Origin of the sequence: Candidatus Centipeda massiliensis, from assembly GCF_900290285.1 — a bacterium.
GTDB lineage: Bacteria > Bacillota > Negativicutes > Selenomonadales > Selenomonadaceae > Centipeda > Centipeda massiliensis.
This window is the reverse complement of sequence record NZ_LT985754.1, coordinates 975,042-992,196: the sequence shown is the minus strand read 5'-3', so window position 1 is coordinate 992,196 and position 17,155 is coordinate 975,042. Positions and strand designations below refer to the sequence as shown.

General features: G+C 56.0%; 11 protein-coding genes. 2 read left to right on the top strand and 9 right to left on the bottom strand.

Annotated features, from left to right (window positions below; genetic code table 11):
- Positions 1–34: 34 nt before the first annotated feature.
- From C8273_RS04900 to C8273_RS04890, 3 genes are all read right to left on the bottom strand, one after another.
- On the bottom strand, positions 35–3,148 hold the full coding sequence (locus C8273_RS04900; RefSeq protein WP_106626642.1) for a glycoside hydrolase family 2 TIM barrel-domain containing protein: 3,114 nt from the start codon (positions 3,146–3,148) through the stop codon (positions 35–37).
- Positions 3,149–3,215: 67 nt separating this feature from the next.
- Entirely contained in the window at positions 3,216–4,637 is a 1,422-nt protein-coding gene (locus tag C8273_RS04895; RefSeq protein ID WP_106626641.1) for a glycoside-pentoside-hexuronide (GPH):cation symporter, read from the bottom strand.
- Positions 4,638–4,649: 12 nt separating this feature from the next.
- Positions 4,650–5,255, bottom strand: a complete 606-nt coding sequence (locus C8273_RS04890; protein WP_006305822.1) for a cytidylate kinase-like family protein — start codon at positions 5,253–5,255, stop codon at positions 4,650–4,652.
- Between the two features lie 267 nt (positions 5,256–5,522).
- Here C8273_RS04890 and C8273_RS04885 point away from each other — a divergent pair, with 267 nt between their 5' ends.
- Complete coding sequence (locus C8273_RS04885) at positions 5,523–6,383, top strand: Rpn family recombination-promoting nuclease/putative transposase (RefSeq protein WP_106626640.1); 861 nt, start codon at positions 5,523–5,525, stop codon at positions 6,381–6,383.
- Between the two features lie 319 nt (positions 6,384–6,702).
- Positions 6,703–7,932 (top strand): IS110 family RNA-guided transposase, encoded by a 1,230-nt coding sequence (locus tag C8273_RS04880; protein ID WP_106625898.1) that lies wholly within the window; start codon positions 6,703–6,705, stop codon positions 7,930–7,932.
- Between the two features lie 133 nt (positions 7,933–8,065).
- Here the strand turns inward: C8273_RS04880 and C8273_RS04875 are convergent, their stop codons facing one another.
- The 6 genes from C8273_RS04875 to serA all read right to left on the bottom strand — a co-directional run bounded on the left by C8273_RS04875 (position 8,066) and on the right by serA (position 17,028).
- Positions 8,066–11,110 carry a two-partner secretion domain-containing protein gene (locus C8273_RS04875; protein ID WP_106626639.1) on the bottom strand — a complete coding sequence of 1,015 codons (3,045 nt, stop codon included), beginning with the start codon at positions 11,108–11,110 and terminating at the stop codon, positions 8,066–8,068.
- Between the two features lie 227 nt (positions 11,111–11,337).
- Positions 11,338–12,792: a ShlB/FhaC/HecB family hemolysin secretion/activation protein gene (locus C8273_RS04870; protein ID WP_106626638.1), complete on the bottom strand. Its 1,455-nt coding sequence runs from the start codon at positions 12,790–12,792 to the stop codon at positions 11,338–11,340.
- A 315-nt stretch (positions 12,793–13,107) separates the two neighbouring features.
- Entirely contained in the window at positions 13,108–13,815 is a 708-nt protein-coding gene (gene deoD / locus C8273_RS04865) for a purine-nucleoside phosphorylase (RefSeq protein WP_106626637.1), read from the bottom strand.
- A 66-nt stretch (positions 13,816–13,881) separates the two neighbouring features.
- Positions 13,882–14,151, bottom strand: a complete 270-nt coding sequence (locus C8273_RS04860; RefSeq protein ID WP_106626636.1) for a type II toxin-antitoxin system prevent-host-death family antitoxin — start codon at positions 14,149–14,151, stop codon at positions 13,882–13,884.
- A gap of 327 nt (positions 14,152–14,478) precedes the next feature.
- On the bottom strand, positions 14,479–15,348 hold the full coding sequence (gene htpX, locus C8273_RS04850) for a zinc metalloprotease HtpX (protein ID WP_106626635.1): 870 nt from the start codon (positions 15,346–15,348) through the stop codon (positions 14,479–14,481).
- Positions 15,349–15,432: 84 nt separating this feature from the next.
- Positions 15,433–17,028 (bottom strand): phosphoglycerate dehydrogenase, encoded by a 1,596-nt coding sequence (serA, locus tag C8273_RS04845; protein WP_106626634.1) that lies wholly within the window; start codon positions 17,026–17,028, stop codon positions 15,433–15,435.
- Positions 17,029–17,155 lie beyond the last annotated feature (127 nt).

Below are 17,155 nucleotides of genomic sequence, written 5' to 3'. Positions count from 1 at the left end.
GTTGTAGATTAGGCGGCGATATCTCTGGGCAAATTTACAGTCCCTTCATCGTAAACGCCAGATGCCGCATTTCGTTTTTCTGCACATAGGCCGGGAGCACGGGGGCGCCCCATGAGTCGCCGCCCCCCCCGCCGCACACCCCCGCCGATGCACGCAGATACGTGTGCTGCGGGCGCGGCAGATCGTACGCATGGCGCGCGTTCTCAAGCCCATGTGGGCTGTACGGAAGCGCCGACGCCTCGAACGGCACATCGCCCGCAAGGCGAATCCCATGCCCGCTCCGATCCTTGACCTCAATCCAGCGCACGCCGCAGTGATTGCCCGTCTCCTGTGGACGCAGATACGGCTCGACCTCGTCTGCCGTCGTCGTCTCATACACGCCGAGACGCGCACCCTCGCAGCGGTCGATGTAGTTCTCCTTCGGACCATAGCCGTAGAAGCGGATGCGGTCATACTCCGCAGGGAGCGTAAAGAGCATCGCAAAGTCCGGCAGATCAGGCAGTCCCTCTGCCGCCTCATAGTCGAGGGCAACACAGAGTTCACCCGACGCATCCACCGTATAGGTAACGGTGCAGAAGGCGGCGGGATCTGTCGCGAGCGCGTAGGTAAAGCGTACCGTGACGCTATTGGCGCGGCGTTCCTCCTGTCTGCCAAAGAAACCGTCCACCACGGTAAACGCAGCCTCATTCACGCTGTACTCGATGCGCGTGCAGCGTCGGTAGAGGCTCGCGAGCTTCCACTGCCCACAGTCCGCCATGCGTCCGCTGCCGTAGTCGTTGTCAATAGGCGCACGCCAGAAAGACGGCTGCGGCAGTTCCTCGATCAGCTCCCGCCCGCCATAGCGATAGGAAACAAGATTCCCCTGCGCACTTGAGAACATAAGGGAGAAGCCCGCTCCCTGCACACCGAGATTGATGTCCCCCTGCACCACGCGCAGACTGCCCGCTGCTTCAAGCGGTGCATAAACGGGTGCGGAAGAGCACTCTGCAACGACATCGCGGATCTGCAGCGCGTCGCCCGTCCATGCCGGCAGAATCGCCTGCCCAAATGCGACCTCATGCCCCACGTTTGCCCAACGCTCCTCCCGTGCAAGCACAAGAGACGCTGTGAGGACGTGTTCCCCGCTGCCAAACGCGGGTACGGCGCTGAGCACACAACCCGTTTCTCCCGGCGGTACAAAGGGCATCGGCATACGCCGCTGCCAGACCGTCTGTCCGTCCACGGCAAGAACAAGCTGCAGCACATAGCGGTCCGCATTTGTAAAGAGACTCTTGTTCTCGATCTCCACACCATTCCACGAAGGGCGCAGCGTGAAATTTTGATAGTTGAACTTTACATCCTGCAGCTTCGCCGTCCCTCGACGGTCGGCAAAGAAAATACCGTTGCCGCTGAAGTTGTAGTCCGACGGACGGTCGCCGAAGTCCCCGCCATAGAGAAATACATCCTCACCGTACCGCCCGCGCCGACGAATTGCCTGATCGCCAAAATCCCAGATAAAGCCGCCCTGATAGAGCGGCTCGCGCTCCGTCAGCTCCGTGTACTTGTGCATACCGCCGCAGCTGTTGCCCATCGCGTGCGTATACTCACAGCAGATAAAGGGCTTGTCCCTGTGCTCCTGAAGGAACGTCTCGATGTCCGCCGCTTTCGTATACATCTGACTTTCCATATCGCTTGTCGCAGGATAGCTGCGATCCCAGAAAATTCCCTCGTAGTGCACGAGGCGCGTTGGATCGACGCGGCGGAAGTATTCGCTCATCTCGTAGATGTCACGCCCGCCGCAGGACTCGTTTCCGCACGACCAGATGAGGATGCTCGGATGGTTCTTGTCCCGCTCGTACATCGACTGTGCGCGGTCAAGCACGGCGGGCAGCCACTCCGCACGATCACCGGGCACGGTATGCTGGTCTTTCGCACACGCGCCGTTCTTCATCCACGAGCCGTGCGTCTCGAGATTCGTCTCGTCGATGACATAGAACCCGTAGATATCGCACAGCTCATAGAGACGGCTGCTGTTCGGGTAATGTGACGTGCGGATCGCGTTGACATTCGCGCGTTTGAGTGCAATAAGATCCTGCGCAAAGAGTGCGGGATCCATCGCGCGCCCGTGATCGCAGTCGAACTCGTGACGGTTCACTCCCTTGAACACAATGCGCTTGCCGCTCAGCTGCATCAGTCCGTCCCGTAGGCAGAACTCACGGAAGCCGACGCGTACGCGCACGACCTCCTGTAGGAGTCCGTCCGCATCATAGACACAGAGAACGGCATGGTAGAGGTACGGCTCCTCCGCACTCCACAGATGAATCCCCGCGATGTCCGCCGAAAACTCGTACGCCTCCCCCTCGATATGCTCATTGACTTGCAGCACCTCGGTGCCGTCCGCATCGTAGAGATCGAGCATAACGCCCTTTTCCCCCGCATCGCCGAACGAGAGACGAATGGAGAGCTGACCGTCCGCATAGTTATGAACAGGAATTGCACGGACTTCAATGTCCTCGATGTGCACGGCGGGCTTGGTATAGAGAAGGACATCGCGATAGATCCCCGAGAACCGCCAAAAATCCTGATCCTCAAGCCAGCTCGCGCTCGCATAGCGGAACACCATCGCCGCCAGCTTGTTCTCGCCCGCCACAAGATACGGTGTCAGATCGAAGTCCGCAGGTGTGCAGCTATCCTCACTGTAGCCGACGAAATGCCCGTTGAGGAAGAGCGCAAGTGCCGCGTCCACACCGGCAAAGGAAATGAAAACATTTTCCCAGTCCTTCGGCACGTTGAAATACTTCACATAGCAGCCGACAGGGTTGCTGCGCGTCGGAATCTCTCCCGGCGCGATGCTCTCGTTCCCGTCCCACGGATACGTCGTGTTCGTGTAATGCGGTACACCATGCCCCTCCATCTGGATGTGCGCCGGCACACGGATCGTCTCCCAGTCATGACAGTCGTAGTCTGCCGCCTCAAAGCCCTGCGGGATGAGTGCCGTATTTCTTGCGTATGCAAAGTGCCATCCCCCGCTAAGCGTACGGTAGAACGAGGATACGCCGCGTGCAAGTTCCACCTCGTCACGGTAGAAGATATGATCGCTGTGCGCGGGCAGGCGGTTCTCCGCAAAATACTGCGGGTCTTTCAGTTTCTCAAAATCGAAGCCGCTCATGTCAAGACCTCCATTTCTGCAAAGAAAGCGGTCGCTAGCGACCGCTTCCACAAATGCTGCCACAGGATTACTTATTCATTTCATCCCATTTCTCCTCGAGTTCCTCCACGATGCGCGCATGCTCCGCCTCCGTAAGCGTCACCTTCGCACGATAGAGAATCGTCCCAAGCAGGATGAACACAAACGGCAGTGCAAACATGACGAGCTTGAAGTTGAAGAGGTTCTCCGGCGTGATCGTCGCCGCCGTCGCGCCGCTCGTCATGCCGACCCAGATCGCAGTCAGACCGATCAGCCCGCTTGCAATCGCACCCGCGAGCTTGTCCACCAGAGGACGCACGCAGAGGACAAGAGCCTCATCACGATGCCCGAGCTTCAGCTGCCCGTACTCGACTGTATCCGTGATCGTCATGAGCACAACGAGAAAGATCAGCGGCTGCGGCAGAGCAAAGAGACCTGCGGCAAAGAGCGTCATAACAACGCTCGTGCCCGCCATCGCGTAGAGCACGATTCCAACGAGCATCACGGCAACCGAGCCGAAAAAGAGCCTGCGGCGGCTGAACTTCTCCGTCAGCGTCGGGAAGAGCGCGACGGCGAGCAGCCCGATGATGACGTTGATGACGCCGAGGAAGGAGAATTGCTTCGCGTCGCCGAGCACATAGATAAAGTAATAGAGGTTGAAATTATTGATGACATTCTGCCCAAGAACAAAAACAAGATACGCAATCGCCACCCAGAGCAGCTGATCATTCTTGATGAGGATCGAGAACACGTCCTTGAACGAGGTCTCCGTCTTGTTCTCGCGCAGCGCAGAGTCCTCCTCCTTTGTCCCAAGGCCGAGGATAATCGCGCCGAGGGTTGCGATGCCGCCGCCGATGACCGCAAACGCAAACCACCCCGCAGAGTCGCCCGCGCCGCCGTTCTCGTTCAGCGAGAAATAGAGCACGACGGGCATGACGATCGCCGTGACCAGCTGACCGCCGAACACCGAGCCGATACGCGCGTAGGTCGCCGTCACCTCGCGCTCACGCGAGTCGAACGAGAGCGCGGGAATCATCGACCAGATCGCAACATCCTTTGCAGAGTAAAAAATATCCATAATGAGATAGAGCAGTGCGAAGAGGACGAGGTAGAGCATCGGATTCGATACCGTCAGCCCGCCCATATCCGTGAAGAGAATCGCCAGCGTGATCGCCGCGACGAACGCGCCCACGATGACCCACGGCTTGAACTTGCCCCAACGCGTCTTCGTCTTGTCAATCGTATTGCCGATAAAGGGATCAAGAAAGAGTTCACCGATGCGCAGTACAAGGATGATCGTCGTCACAATGCCGATCATATAGGCATCGTGCTCGTGGTTGTCGGAGTGGAACAGATTGCTCGTGACAAAGATCATAAAGTACGTACCGAGCATAGCATAGAACACATCATGTCCGAAGGTGCCGCAGGAATAAGCGATGCGCGGCCAGAACTTGCTCTTTTTGTCCGACATGGGAAGCCCTCCTCAGCCTTTGACCGTGCGGATGTAGGCAATGATGCCATCCGCAATCTGCGCGAGCGGCGCACGTCCCGCATTCACAACGAGGTCATAGTGTGCGCCGTCGCCCCACTTGCGCCCCGTATAGTAGTCATAGTAGCGCGCGCGTTTCTCGTCCTCGCGATCCATCTCCTTGAGCGTCTTGCCCTCGTAGACCGTACGTCCGCGCTCCTCACGGTAGTCGTCGTCCGCACAGACGAAGATGGAAAACACATCGTCGCGCTTCCGGAGCGCATAGTCCGCGCAGCGCCCGAGGAAGATGCACGGACCGTCATCGGCAAGTTTGCGGATGACATTCGACTCCGCCATGAACATCCCCTGGCTGGACTCCCCCATCGCCATGCCGAACGAATGGAACGGAATGAAGCGCGATGCAAGCGGCTTCACCGTGTTCTCAAGCTCGAGCAGTTCCTTCTCATGCAAATCGTTGATGCCGAGCTTTGCCGCCGCGAGATGGACGATCTGGCGATCGTAGAGATGAACGCCCAGTTTCTCGGCGAGAATGTTCGCGAGTTCCCGTCCGCCGCAGCCGTAGCGGCGGCTGATGGTGAGGATAAACTTCTTCTCCTCCATGTGACTCCCTCCTTCAAGAGCCGGAAGCAAGTACCGCTTCCTTTGTGAACAGTTTTCATTTGGATAGAAAAGGAAAAGTAAACGTTTTCTTTCTTACGGTTTTTATTATACGACTTTGTTTTCAAAAAAGCAAACGTTTTCTTTCAAAAAAATCGCGAACCATCAAGATTTTTTCTTTCCCGTGCAAAATACACAGACACCCCCGCCCCACAGCTTGACAAGCGGCACCACACTGCATAATATGGAGGTAAGAAATGGAGGAACGATATGAGCATAACGGGGCGTGGAACACGTGCAGAATATCTTGCGCTGATTCAGCAATTCCGTCTCATTGACGATACTTTTTTCAATGTCTGCTTCGATAACAATGTTGAGGGAGTGCAACTCCTTTTGCGGATATTTCTTGACCGTGATGATCTAATGGTGAAGCGTGTCGTTACGCAGAAGAGTGCGGACAATCTCTATGGACGCGGTGTTCGTTTCGACGTACTGGCCGAAGACAGCGCTGGGAGACTCTATGACTGCGAAATCCAGCGGGCAAACGAGGGTGCGATTGCTCGGCGGGCGCGCTATAACAGCAGTATGATGGATGCGCGCGAACTGCCAAAAGGCGCGCAGTTCTCCGACTTGCCCGAAACATGGGTCATCTTTATTACAGAAAATGACATCTATCAAAAGAATTGCCCGCTCTACCATGTCGAGCGAATGATACTGGAGACGCAGACTACCTTCAACGACGGGGCACATATTCTCTATGTTAATGGAGAAAACCGCACAGACACAAGGCTCGGACGTCTTATGCAGGATTTCTTCTGCACGCGTCCGGAAAATATGAACTATAAAGAACTCGCAAAACGTGTAGATTATTTCAAAGCAAAAACAGAGGGGGTCAATGCCATGTGTGAACTGATGGAAAATTTCATGGAAAAATTCGGTGAAGAAAAATTGGCTGAGGGGCGTGCGGAAGGTCGTGCGGAAGGTCGTCTTGAAGGACACCTTGAGGGACGGTTGGAGGCAGCCCGCACGACGGCTACTGCACTCATTCGATTGGGCAAGCTTACACTTGCGCAGATTGCCGAAGCAACGCAGCTCCCACTCAACGAAGTGGAACGTCTGGCGAATACATAGGAACAAGCAAGTCTATGGGGCGGTTGCACGAAGTTTTCTAGCCTCGTGCAACCGCCCCCTTTTTCGCAGATACAAACTTACATGCCTAAGGGCACCATCATAAATGAAAAGTTTAGATTCATAGCGGCAATCCGTATGCTATAATTGAATAGACGGTATAAGACCGGTTCTTTTTTGAGCCTAGAGCCCGTGATACAAACTGGTCTGGCCTCTTATTTGTACCACACTTTGTCCAGAGCAGCCGCTCGAAAGGACGTATAACAAAATGAGTTGTTATAGAGAGGCCACGTCGTACAAATCTAGCATGGAGGTGTCAATCATGGAAGTATTGTACGAACGTTGTTGTGGGATTGATGTACACAAGAGGGTTCTGGTTTGCTGCTTGAAATGCGGCAATAAACAGGAAATCAGGACCTTCGACAGCAACAATGACGAGATTCGTGAACTAACCAAGTGGCTGCAGCAGCGCAAATGTCAGATCATCGCTATGGAAAGTACCGGTTCCTATTGGAAGCCGCTTTACAACATTTTTGAACTATCTGGGCTCGACGCTATCGTTGCGAACGCTCGTGACATCAAAAATGTGCCAGGACGAAAAACCGACATTGGCGATGCTGAATGGATCGCTGATCTACTCAGGCATGGACTAATCAAGGCGAGCTATATCCCGAATCGTGAGCAACGTGAGCTCAGAGAACTCTCTAGATACCGTATCAGTCTTGTACGGGAACGAGCACGTGAACTCAACCGATTGCAGAAAATGCTCGAGGGGGGTAACGTAAAGTTGTCCAATGTCGTCTCCAATATCAATGGACGTAGCGCTCGTAAATTACTCCAATCCATGCTTGAAAGCGATGAACCATTGACTCGAGAATGTGTTGAGGGGATGATTCACGGTAAACTTGTCAGGAAAGTGGATGCGATCCTAAAAGCCATGAACGGATTCCTCACACCGTTGCAAAAGGAGCTCATTCGAAGAGTTGTGGATCATATCGATGATATGAGTCAGCGGATTGGCGAAATGGATGACATGTTAAGCCGTTATCTGCAACCGTATCAAGAAGCCATAGAAAAATTAGACGAACTACCGGGCATTGGTAAGCGTAGTGCAGAGACAATCATCATTGAGACGGGCCTTGATATGAGTCGTTTTGCCACAGACAAGCATTTCTCTAGTTGGGCGGGGCTTGCCCCCGGAAATAACGAAAGCGCCCAAAAAAGGCGAAGGTGCCGTGTTGTAAAGGGAAACCAAACACTTCGAACGACGCTCGTGCAGTGTGCTAAGGCAGCATCACGCTGCAAGTCTTATTTTCGTGCACAATACCAACGGTTGGTTGTACGCAGAGGTGCCAACAGAGCTACAGTCGCTGTTGCACATAGTATGCTCATTGCGATTTATCATATTCTAAAGAGTGGCAAGACCTTTATTGATCTAGGAGAAGATTTTTACACGCAGTTCAACCGCGATAAGAAGATTACTCACCATCTCAAACAATTAACAAAACTTGGTTGGCTTCCTCATGCCGCAGAGGATGTTGCTATTGCATAATTTTTTTCATTCAAGATAGCTATGGGGGACTTTTGCGCTTTTTTATTCTTGTATAAACTTTTCATAACAAAAAATTGCCGCATGCAACTCCAACGAGCTGCATGCGGCAATGCTATGCCAATCAATGAAATTTTTATGAGGTGAACGAAACAACCGCCTCGTCCTCGGTCTGCTGCGGATAGCTCGGTGCCGTCGACACCGACTCAGCTGCATACACAGCCTCGCTGCTTGTCTGTGTCGTGCGGTTCTCCTGCTCCGCCTTTGCCTCCTGCACGGGTGCGTAGGCGCTGAGTACACGCTCGACGAGGGCAACCTTCTCACCGTCAGAAAGCGCTGACGAGGTGGCAATCTCCTGCACGATGCCAACAACGACACCCGCACTCTGGCGGCGCGACGCGTTTGCATTCAGATCAGCAACCACATCGGTCAGAGCAGCGATGCGGTTCTCCTGCGTAGCATTCTTGGAGAGTGCCTCCTCAACCGTTTTCTTGCCGGACTCCATGTTCGCCTTATCGTCCTTGGACAGTTCAGGCGTCGGCACCGGCTTCGGCTGTTCAGGTTTCGGCTGCGGCTTTGGCTCTGGCGTCGGCACCGGCGGAGCAGGCGGCTCAGGTGCGGGCGGCACGGGCTGATCTGCGCTTTTTACAGTGAACGATGTGAGTTCTTGCCCCGCCTTCGTTGCGTGAGAGGTCGCATCGCGCAAGAGCGTCCCCGTCGAGCCGTCCGTACGGAGAGTGTCTGTGCCTGACAGTTCGATCTCAATACCGTCTGTGGCAGTCAATGCACTCATGTCATTGAGGTCGACACTGCCCGCCGTGATGTCCATATTCCTACCTTCCACTTTGGATTTCCACAGGGACAGCTTGTTGTCCTTCGTCACCGCAGCCTTGTCCGTATATTCGTCATAGCTGTGTCCAGTCAGAATGCCAATTTTGCCGTTCGGCGCCTTAATTTCCGTGCCATTCACAAGTGTCGCTGTTCCACTGATACTGCTGAACGCAAAGTTCGCAGGATCACTGCTATCCACAGTAATCTTCGTATTGTCGAGATGAATCGCTCCGCCACTCGTGATATTCGTTTTGTTGCGAATCTCCATCGTCCCTGCGCGAAGTTCCCCCTTGTCCGCTGCATGGAGCGTTGTGTTCTTGAGCGTAATCCGTTCGCCTCCGATTCCGAATTCCTTGGAGGCGAGTGTCATGCCGTCCGCACTCAGTACATTCCCTGTGCCCGTGGATAAGGTGCTCGACTCGTTGCCATGCGTATCCTCCGTATAGACAAGGCGATTCATTGCTGCAGCATGCACATCCCCGACATCACGGATGTCCGCACGATCAAGATTCACCGCATAACCCTCGATATCAACAGACTGATTCTTCATACCGACACCGCGAATCTTGCCGTGGAACTGCACCTCGTTCCCCGCTGCAGCAGTTGTAATCTCCGTCTCACCCGACGGAACACGAGATCCAGCGACCACCTCCATCGCACCGCCTGATCCGTCACCAAGGTTAAACGTCACATCATTACCGACCATTACCTTGCCGGCGCCGACAGCGACATCCGTCGCACGAATCGTGCTTGTACCGTCAATCGTGACGTTGTGTGCGGGCGTTGTCTGCGTACTATGAAGTTCCGTCGTACTCGGTGTATGCGCGGTCTGATCGTATGGACTGTCCTCTCTCTCGACGGTCGTACCCGCCATGATCTGGGCAAGCAGAGGCGTCTCAATCGTTGCCCCCGTCAAATGCACCGTACCGCCCGTGAGCTTGACATCCTTTGCGTTGAGATCCGCCTGAATGATATAGGGATCCGACTCCCATGCGGGGCGTGTCACCTTGAGCGTCGAGTTCGTGACGTTCAGCGTATTTGCCGCCGTGCTTGTGCGCGTCCCTTCAAGCTCAATCGGCGTCGCCCAGTGCCGATTCTTCATCGTACGGTCAAGGGAGGAGATCGCCGAGACGTTCAGCGTCTTTTCCGTGTGGATATTCGAGTTCGCAATATTCACCGTACCGCCCGTGATCTCGAACCAGTGATACCCACCGTGCTGAGGCGTCGTACCGTTGATTGTCACATTATCGAGCGTGACGGAGTTGTCCGTGCCCGCCGTAATCACCTGACGTGCCGTCACTCCCGGCACATGGTCAATATCCCCCGTATTGCTCTCGGCGCTGCTTGCCGTGATCGTAAGGCGCGTCGAGTCGATTGTGCTGTTTTTCAGTTCGACTTTTCCCGCCTGAATATCTGTGCTTTCCTTTTCACGGATTCTCAGTCCATCCGCGCGCACAATATTCTCAGGGCTGTACTCCACCTTCCAATACTTCTGCGGCGCATTGCTGCGGTCATCGTCTTCGACCTTGGTGATTGCGGCAAGAGAGATCTCCACGCGATCACCGCTGATATTGGCATGATCCGCATTGATGGCATAGCCGATGATGTTGACCTCTGCATCATGAGAGCTGCGCGCATTCACCGTTCCGTGGAAATCGACCGTATTGCCGCGCTCCATCGTGTAGGTTGTCTTCTCGCTGTCGTTGTCTGCACCGAATTCCCAACGCAGTTCCTTTGCGGCTATGACCTCCAGCATACTCTCCTGCGGATTCGGCACATCGTTAAGATTGAACACAACACCGTCCGCAACGGAAACCTTCCCACCGAAGAGGTTCAGCTTGCGCGCAATGTCGAACTGCGCGCCCTGATCGACCGTAATCGCACGCGCACCGAGCGCACCCTGACGGAGGAGGGTCTCCGCGTCGTTCTTCGTCCCGATGCCGAGCGTGGAGAGTGTCAGCGTATTGACATCCAGTACGGCATTGCCGCCGATGTGGATGCCGTTCGGGTTCACAAGCGCGATCTCACCGCCGCCCGTCTGGCGCATCGTGCCGAGAATGTCGGAGACCTGCGCACCCGTGACCTGATTGAGGAGCAGTTTGCCTGTCTGCACATCGAAATTCAGCGTTTCGCCACTGCCGATGCCAAACGTCGCCCAGTTGATTGTACTGTCCGTCCCCGCCGTGATGGTTGCGCCGTTTGCTACCGTCGAAAAATCCGTACTGCCGCCGATGTTCACATCGCCCGACTGCACAACACCACCCGTCGGCATGGCAAGCGCCGAGCTCGTGAGTGCAAGTGTAATCAGTGCCGCAAGGCTGCCGCGGCGCATTTTCTTCCTGAGATTCATTCCGTTCCTTCCTTTCGTTCCTTCAGATCGCCTATTGGCTTTCCCTCGTTCAAAGCGCCCCTTCCGTCACGCTGTCGCGTGCCACCTCCCCCGCTGTGGCAGGGGAGGCTTTGGGGTACGGCTCACAGTTTCCCCCGTCACAACGGGGGCTTGGAGAAACGCTATATCAGCTTCCCCCGTCGCTACGGGGGAAGTGCCGAGCGAATGCGAGGCGATAGGGGCGCCCCTTAGAAATTCACGCTCGCCATCAGGTTCCAATGGCGGCTGTTCTGCTTATTGAGGTTTACCTTGTCCGCGTCGCGCAGGATCCGCGCGTAGTCGAGCGCGAGCGAGAAATGCCCGTCCGCATAGCGCACGCCAAGTCCCGCGCTCGCGATGCTCTCACTGTCAAAGATCAGGTTGCGGTTCGCGCTGCTCTTGTTGTTCGAGAGGTGCGCATAGTCCGTAAATGCGAGGAGTCGCGTGTGCTTCATGATCTCCGGTGTGTAGATCTCAAGGCTTCCGACGAATCCCTTGTCCGCACCGATGGCACGCTCGTCAAAGCCGCGTACGCTCATCTGTCCGCCCGCTCCGATCTGCTCGGAGGGAACGATGTGATCCTTCGTATACTGCCCATTGAGGCGCAGGGCGCCGATCCAGTCGCCTGCCGTGCGTGCCTGATAGTTTACCCCCGCACGCAGGAGGGTGAACTGGCGGTCGCTGCCCGGCGCAATGCGCTCATAGGCGGCTGCATCCCCATTGATGTTGGTCGCAAGCCCCACGTTGTATGCGAATGTGCTGTTCGCTTTACGCTCCGTGTGCAGATAGGTCGCCGTAGCGAGGAGGACGCGGTAGTCGTTCTCGAATTTGACGCGTCTGCCAAATTTGAAGTTATAGTCGCTCTCCGTGCGCCGATACCCGATCCCAAAGTCGAGGATGTCCTTGTTGCGCGAGGTGTAGGAGAGGAAGCGCTGATAGTGCAGGTCGGCACTCGTGCTCTTGCCGCCGATGTTGAGGTCGTAGAGGCTCGTTCCCGTGGGATAGTGGTCGATGTTCGTGCGCCCGTGGCTGACGCTCGCGGAGACGGCGCCCTTCCACTGCGGCATGAGCTTCCGATAGGAGAGTGCTCCGACCTTTACATCGCCGAAGTGCCCGGGAGAGGTGACAAATGCCGCGCCGAACGTATCGGCACTGCCCGAGATATTCGTGTTGAGGTAGGTGAGCGAGGTGCGCCAGTCGCCCGTTTCGTCGGTTCCCGTATTGCTCACCGAGAGGCGGACATGATCGCTCTTTTTCTCCTGTACGTTGACGGTGACGCGATAGGCTCCTGCTCCCGCGGGCGTGAACTCGGTGCTGAGGACGAGCGCCCCTGTGTCGTTGACGCTCTGGATCTCCTGCGAGAGTTTGCGGATATTCACCGTGTCGCGTGAGAGTTCGGGCAACAGGGCGCGTACCGTCTTTTCGCTCATGCGGTCTACGCCCGTGACAATGACCGCACTCACACGCACGTTCATGTTCCGCACGTCCATGGGCTTTGCGTTCTTCTCCGCCTCCTGACGAACATCGCTCCCCACGCGCTGGATCTCACGCGTCGCGCTGCTGCGGTCGCTGTCCGCAGGTGCTGCCCCTGCGTTCCCCGCTGCGAGCAGGGTGCTGCCCGTGAGAAGCGCCGCCGCTAGAATCCTTGCCTCTTTCTTCTTCATGCTCTCTACCGTCCTTTCGGAAGCACGATGCTCTGTGCCGCCTCCACGCGCACACGATCCCCGCACTTCGTTCCGCTTCGCCGCATTCCATACGGTCTGCGACGCGACATTTTATCACATGTTAAATCAGATCAAATACACTTATCCACAATCTAACATGTGCTAAAATTATAACATGCTTCTACCCCCTTCGTATAGACTTTTGTCTTGCTTGTGTTATTGTTTTAATTTATAGCAAAAAACTATGATAAGTAAAAACGAACCGCCCTGCAAAGTGCAAATCACTTCACAGGACGGTTCGTTGCGTGCGTGCGTTCAGCCGATTGCTGTCTCAAGCGCGATCTTGATCATGTCATTAAATGTGGTCTGCCGCTCCTCTGCCGTGCATCGCTCGCCCGTGAGGAGATGATCGCTGACGGTGAAGAGGGCAAGTGCCTGCCGACCATACTTCGCTGCGATCGTGTAGAGCGCCGCCGCCTCCATCTCGACGGCGAGTACGCCGTACTGACGCAGCTTCGCATTGTCGATTTCCTCATCGTAGAAACGGTCGACGGAGATGACATTGCCAACGCGCACGGGGAGATTCAACTTCTTTGCATTCTCCACAGCGGCGGAGAGTAGCTCGTAGTCCGCGAGCGGCGCATAGTTGATCGATGCGCCGAAGATGCTGCGGATCATCCCTGAATCCGTCGTCGCACCCTGCGCGATGAACACGTCGCGCAGCTTCACCTTCTCGTGCATACCGCCGCAGGTGCCGACACGGATGAGCTTCTGCACGCCGTAGCAGTCCATCAGCTCGTTCACATAGATGGAGATCGACGGCATACCCATGCCCGTCCCCTGCACAGAGACGGGAACGCCCTTGTACGTGCCTGTGTAGCCGAGAATATTGCGAATCGAGGTATACTCCTTCGCCCCCTCAAGGAAATTCTCCGCGATGAATTTCGCGCGCAGGGGATCCCCCGGCAGCAGGATGCGCTCGGCGATCTCGCCCTTTTCGGCGGCAATGTGCGGTGTACTCATGTGGTTTCCTCCTAACAATTTTGCACCTCATCCACGTCTTGATAGGCACGCGCATAGAGCTTTACGTTATATCGTTCCAAAATGCTTCCTCCGCAGAGCGGAAAGAGCTTCCCGTGCATCCATCAGGACGCCGTCCGCCTCATACTCCTCCTCCGCCGCACGGATCGCGGCATCCACCCGCGCCGCATCGAGCATTTCCTCGTACATCTCGATGCTCATGACAACCAAATCGCCATAGCCGTTCTTCGTGATGAACAGCGGTTCACGCTTTGCATGGCAGAGCGCAGAAATCTCCGTGGTGTTTCTGAGATCGGTAATTGGTCGAATCTGCGGCATAACACGCCCTCCTTTCTGTATGCTAATATAGCATAATTATGTACAAAACACAACACGCCACGGAAACAAAGCAAAAAGCCTATCGTACAGACAATCTGCATGATAGACTTTCGTATTCTATGCACTCTCTGCATTAAGGAGTCTCAGATTGACGTAGATTTTTTCGTCCGAACAAGGAGGCAAACCGGACGCATAGCGGGGCTATGTGGAGGATTCTAGGGCACAATGCGGGCAAAAAAGATACGTCAAGATGGCGTGGCTGAATTTATCAGTGCTTCCCTAAACAAAAACCTCACGCATTCATAACGAATACGTGAGGTTTTGATATCAACGAATGTGCATGCGCTGCGCCTGTGCACGCAGACGCGCAATGCGCTCCTGCGTATCCGGATGGGTCGAGAACAGGCTCTTGAACGAGATGTCGCGTCCCGTCAGCGGGTTGATAATACACATGTGCGCGGTCGCAGGTGTCGCTTCCGGCAGCTGTTCGCCATGCTGTGCGTAGTACTCGATCTTTTCGAGCGCGGCGGCGAGGTAGTTCGGATTGCCGCAGATCTCTGCGCCGCCCTCGTCCGCACTGTACTCGCGTGAGCGCGAGATCGCCATCTGGATGAGTGCCGCCGCAATCGGCGCGATGATCGCTGTCGCAATCATGCCGATGATGCCGCCGCGGTCATCGTCGCTCGAACGGCCGCCGCCGAAGATCGCCGCCCACTGGGCGATGTTTGCTGCGTAGGAGATGACGGTCGCCATGGTCGCCGCAATCGTCGAGATGAGGATGTCGCGATGCTTGACGTGTGCGAGCTCATGTCCGAGCACGCCCGAGATCTCGTTGTAGTCGAGCACGCGCATGAGTCCCGTCGTGACGGCGACCGCCGCATTTGACGGGTTACGCCCAGTCGCAAAGGCATTCGGCGCATCCTCGTTGATGATGTAGACGCGCGGCATCGGAAGTCCCGCACGCCCTGCAAGCTTTTCCACGAGTCCGTAAAGCTCCGGCGCACTCGCACGGTCAACCTCGCGCGCGTTATACATGCTGAGCACCATGCGGTCGGAGAACCAATACGAGAAAAAGTTCATGCCGAGCGCAATGACGAGCATGACCGTCATGCCGGTATGCCCGGCGAAGATGCCGCCGAGGGCGACCATAAGCGCCATGAGAAGCGCCATCAACATTGTGGTCTTGAGTGAGTTCATAGGCTTTCGCCTCCCTTTTGTATCAAATATTTGTCCTTTTGACTATATCATAACGGACGATTATGGAAATAGGCTGAAATCCCCTCAGATCGTCTCAAAGTTGACAAACTTTGCATCGAAGATGCCGTCGACCGCAAGTACGCGTGCAAGTGTATCGCTGGGGATGTCATGGTCAATGGTGAGTGCCATGATGCTCATGCCCTCACGCTTGGACTTGCCCACCTGCATGGACGAGATGTTGATGCCTGCCTCGCCCATGATGGAACCGACCGTGCCGATGACGCCGGGACGGTTGATATGCGGGCAGATGAGGAGGCGTTCGTGTGGATCGATGTCCACGCGGAAGCCGTTGATCCGTACAATGCGTCCCTCCGTGCCAAAGAGTGTGCCCTGCACCTCTGCCGTGCCCGCTTCGGCTGTACCCGCCGCCGTCGTGACGCGCACGGTGATGAGCGTCGAGAAATGCGACATTTCCTTCTCCTTGATCTCCGTCACCTTGATGCCGCGCGACTTGGCGACGCTGGGCGCATTGACGTAGTTGATCTCACTCTCAAGGATGGGGTTGAGCATGCCCTTGAGGATCGCCGTTGTAAGAAAGCTCGTGTTGACCTCCGTGATCTCACCGTTGTAGACGATCTCCACATGGGAGATGGGACCCTCGGCGAGCGAGCAGACGGTGCAGCCGAGCTGCTCGGCGAGCGTGATGTAGGGGCGGATGACGCGCATGACCTCCTTCGAGACCGGTGCCATGTTGACCGCCGCCGTCACTGGCTCACCGCGCAGTGCCGCGCGGATGCCCTCCGCCACATCGACGGACACGCCGATCTGTGCCTCCACCGTTGACGCACCGAGATGCGGCGTGAGGACGATGCCCGGAACGCCGCGCAGCGGATGATCCTCCGCGAGCGGCTCACTCTCAAACACGTCGATGGCCGCCCCCGCGACAATCCCCTCCTTGACTGCCGCCGCCAAATCGCTTTCGTTGATAATGCCGCCGCGTGCACAGTTGACGAGGCGCACGCCCTTCTTTATTTTACGCAGCTCCGGCATCGAGATCATGCCGCGCGTTTCCTTCGTGAGCGGCATGTGCACGGTGATAAAGTCCGCCGCCGCGAAGATATCGTCGAGCGTTCCGACCGTTACGCCGAGTGCTTTGGCTCGTTCCTCATTGATGTACGGATCGTACGCGATAATATTCATGTCAAAGGCGAGCGCGCGCTTTGCGACACCGCTGCCGATGCGCCCCATGCCGATGACGCCAAGGGTCTTGCCGCGCAGCTCCACACCGACAAATGCCTTGCGATCCCACGCCCCCGCGTGCATGGTCGCATCTGCCGCAGGAATCTTGCGTGCCAGCGAGAGCATCATCGCCATCGTATGCTCCGTCGCCGCAATCGTATTGCCGCCCGGCGAGTTGATAACGATGATGCCGCGCTCCGTCGCCGCCTTCACGTCGATGTTGTCCACGCCGACACCCGCGCGACCGATGATCTTAAGTTTATCGGCACGCGCCAGCACATCCACCGATACCTTTGATGCCGAGCGCACCATGAGCGCGTCATAGTCGCCGATAATCTCCACGAGTTCCTCGTGCGTGAGCTTGTCACGCACATCGACCTCATACTCTGCCAGTAGTCCGATCCCCTCAGGGGAAATCCCATCCGCCGCCAAAATCTTCATCCGTCAGCCCTCCCATGCGGCACAGTGCCGCAGTCTATTTGCACAGTATAACACGCTTCATTATAGACAAAAGCAGCGATGTGTGTCAAATATTTCAGCGGCGACTCATTCACCCATATTCATATCT